At 58.5% G+C, this 3,701-nt stretch carries 3 protein-coding genes; all 3 read right to left on the bottom strand.

The genetic code is table 11. The features are described from left to right. A partial coding sequence (gene truB / locus ACIOMO_RS22170; protein WP_401243593.1) for a tRNA pseudouridine(55) synthase TruB occupies positions 1 to 744 on the bottom strand: 744 nt, incomplete at its 3' end. A 4-nt stretch (positions 745 to 748) separates the two neighbouring features. Then, on the bottom strand, positions 749 to 1,150 hold the full coding sequence (gene rbfA, locus ACIOMO_RS22165; RefSeq protein ID WP_007915259.1) for a 30S ribosome-binding factor RbfA: 402 nt from the start codon (positions 1,148 to 1,150) through the stop codon (positions 749 to 751). A gap of 160 nt (positions 1,151 to 1,310) precedes the next feature. Beyond that, the coding region (gene infB, locus ACIOMO_RS22160; protein WP_401243591.1) for a translation initiation factor IF-2 at positions 1,311 to 3,701 on the bottom strand (2,391 nt) is incomplete at its 5' end.

Here is a 3,701-nt window from a genome sequence, read left to right as displayed (position 1 = left end):
CGCGGGATCGTACTTTAACGCGTACCAGCGAGATCTACACAAGACCTTAAACTCTTTCCCTACCAGACGCTCTTCCGATCTATCTTCCAGCTCTTCGAGGGTCACGGTCTGCGCCAGGGTGAAAGGCCCGGCCTGGGTACGGCGCAATTCAGCGACGTACGCACCACAACCGAGTTGCTCACCGATATCCTCCACCAGGGTGCGGATATAGGTGCCCTTGCTGCAATCCACCGCAAGACGCGCAGTATCGCCTTCGAAGGCCAGTAATTCCAAGCGCGCAATAGTAACAGAACGCGGTTCGCGCTCCACTACTTCGCCTGCACGCGCCAGCTTGTACAGCGGCTGGCCATCGCGCTTGAGCGCCGAGTACATCGGCGGTATCTGACTGATTTGCCCACGAAATTTCGGCAATGCCGCTTCGACATCGGTGCGACCAACGGTCACCGGACGCTCCTGCAAAACCTCACCCTCGGCATCGGCCGTGGTGGTGGTCTTGCCCAGCTGCGCCAGGGTTTCATAGGCCTTGTCGGAATCGAGCAGGTACTGCGAGAACTTGGTCGCCTCGCCAAAGCACAACGGCAAGACGCCGGTGGCCAGCGGATCGAGGCTGCCGGTGTGACCGGCCTTCTCGGCGTTGAGCAACCAGCGAACCTTCTGCAACGCGGCGTTGGAGGTGAACCCCAACGGCTTGTCGAGCAGGATAATGCCGCTGACGTTACGACGGATACGTTTGACCTGAGCCACCGAATTACTCCTTGGTGTCTTCAGGTTCAGCAGCGACCGGGTGCTGATTGTCTTCAGCAACGGCACGCTCGATCAGCGCTGACAAATGCGCGCCACGCACGACGGATTCGTCGTAGTGGAAGTGCAGTTGCGGCACGCTGCGCAGCTTCATTTCACGGGCCAGTTGCATGCGCAGGAAACCTGCGGCGGCATTCAGCACCTTGATGCTTTGCGCGATGTCTTCAGCGTTGTCCTGCCCCATTACGGTGATGAAAATCTTCGCGTGACCGACGTCACGGCTGACTTCAACAGCGGTAATGGTGACCAGACCCACACGTGGATCTTTGACTTCACGACGGATCAGTTGGGCCAGCTCGCGCTGCATCTGATCGCCGATACGTTGGGTACGGCTGTATTCTTTTGCCATGATTTTGTTACCTGTTACTGCCCTGCGGTGAAACCCGCAAGGTCTGAAAGCGGCAAACGCCCGGCCTGACAAATGCCAGACCGGGCGTTGCGTTTAGAGTCCTTGTGATGCGCCACACCCTTGAGTGCGGCCGGCCATCACGGCTCCTGAAGTGCGCGAGTTAGAGGCTGCGAGCAACCTGAACCTTCTCGAAGACTTCGATCTTGTCGCCGACTTTAACGTCGTTGTAGCTCTTAACGCCGATACCGCATTCCATGCCGGCACGTACTTCGGAAGCGTCATCCTTGAAGCGGCGCAGGGATTCCAGCTCGCCTTCGAAGATAACGATGTCTTCACGCAGTACGCGGATTGGACGGTTACGGTGCACAACACCTTCGATCACCATGCAACCAGCGATCGCGCCAAACTTCGGCGAACGGAACACGTCACGCACTTCGGCGATACCCAGGATGTTCTCGCGAACATCGCTGCCGAGCATACCGGTCAGGGCTTTCTTGACGTCTTCGATGATGTCGTAGATCACGTTGTAGTAACGCATATCCAGACCTTCCTGCTCGACGATCTTCCGTGCGCCAGCATCGGCACGCACGTTGAAGCCGAACAGAACAGCGTTGGAAGCCAGTGCCAGGTTAGCGTCGGATTCGGTGATACCACCCACGCCGCCGCCTACTACGCGCACTTGTACTTCGTCGTTGCCCAGGCCATTCAAGGCACCGTTCAACGCTTCCAGCGAACCACGGACGTCGGATTTGAGGACGATGTTGAGCGTCTTCTTCTCTGCCTGACCCATGTTTTCGAAGATGTTTTCCAGCTTGCCGGCGTGAGCGCGAGCCAGTTTGACTTCGCGGAACTTGCCTTGACGGAACAGAGCCACTTCACGGGCTTTCTTCTCGTCAGCAACAACGCTCATCTCGTCGCCAGCGTCCGGGGTACCGTCCAGGCCGAGGATCTCGACAGGGATGGAAGGACCGGCTTCTTTGATTGGCTTGCCGTTCTCGTCGAGCATGGCGCGCACGCGGCCATAGTTCGAACCGACCAGCACCATGTCGCCTTGACGCAGGGTACCGTCTTGAACCAGAACGGTTGCAACCGGGCCACGACCTTTGTCGAGACGCGATTCAACCACAACGCCACGGCCAGGAGCCGATGGTGTTGCTTTCAGTTCGAGAACTTCAGCTTGCAGCAGAACTGCTTCCAGCAGCTCGTCCACGCCAGTACCGACTTTCGCCGAAACCGGAACGAACGGCGTATCACCGCCCCACTCTTCGGAGGTCACGCCGTGAACCGACAGTTCGCTACGGATGCGATCCAGATCGGCGCCCGGCTTGTCGATTTTGTTCACCGCTACAACCAGTGGAACGCCAGCCGCTACCGCGTGCTGAACAGCTTCAATGGTCTGCGGCATCACGCCGTCGTCCGCTGCAACTACCAGGATCACGATGTCAGTCGCCTTGGCACCACGAGCACGCATTGCGGTAAACGCAGCGTGACCCGGGGTGTCGAGGAAGGTGACCATGCCGCGTTCGGTTTCAACGTGGTATGCACCGATGTGCTGGGTGATACCACCGGCTTCGCCAGCAGCTACCTTGGCACGACGGATGTAGTCGAGCAGGGACGTTTTACCGTGGTCAACGTGGCCCATTACGGTCACGACTGGTGCACGGGAGAACGACTCACCTTCAAACTTCAGGGACTCGGCCAGGGAATCTTCCAGGGCGGTGTCGCTGACCAGGGTCACTTTGTGGCCCAGTTCTTCGGCTACCAGTTGAGCAGTTTCCTGATCAAGCACCTGGTTGATGGTCGCTGGAGTACCCAGTTTGAACAGGACCTTGATGATTTCAGCAGCCTTGACCGACATCTGATTGGCGAGATCGCCAACAGTGATGGTCTCGCCGATCTGCACATCACGCACGACAGGGCCGGTTGGGCTCTGGAAACCGTGAGCGTTGCGCTTCTTCAGCTTGGCCTTGCCACGACCACCACGACGGAAGCCATCGCTTTCTTCGTCGGTAGTGCGTGGTGCCACACGTGGAGCCGGCGCTTTTTCTTTGACCGAGGCGCGATGCGGAGCGTTTTTGCGCTCGCCATCACCGCCACCGCTGCGACGATTGTTATCGTCTGCACGTGGCTTGTCCGGACGGCGCTGTTCGTTCTGCTTGTTGCGAACTTCAGCAGACGGCGCTGGAGCAGCGGCAGCGACCGGTGCGCTTTCGCGTACAGGTTCGGCAGCGGCAACCGGCGCAGCAGCAGGGGCGCTATTAGCGTTCTGCGCAGCAGCAGGCTGGTTACGCGCTTCTACTTCGGCGCGTTGCTTGGCTTCTTCTTCAGCCTTCTGACGGGCAGCATTTTCTACTGCGCGACGCTCATCCAGTTCACGCTTGCGCTCGGCTTCGATTTCTTCCGGGCTGCGCTGTACGAAAACTTTCTTTTTGCGGACTTCAACGCTGATGCTTTTGCTGCCAGCAACACGCAGGGTGCTGGTGGTTTTACGCTGCAGCGTGATCTTGCGTGCTTCTTCCACTTTCGCCTTGTGGCTGCTTTTCAAGTGAGT

This window comes from Pseudomonas sp. NPDC087804, from assembly GCF_044742965.1.
Taxonomy (GTDB): Bacteria; Pseudomonadota; Gammaproteobacteria; order Pseudomonadales; family Pseudomonadaceae; genus Aquipseudomonas; species Aquipseudomonas rustica.
The sequence above is the reverse complement of the archived record's forward strand: the minus strand, read 5'-3'. Positions and strand labels throughout refer to the sequence as shown.

Bases quoted from the DNA above. Each gene is read 5' to 3' on its own strand.
- rbfA (WP_007915259.1), bottom strand. From the start codon at position 1,150: ATGGCAAAAGAATACAGCCGTACCCAACGTATCGGCGATCAGATGCAG.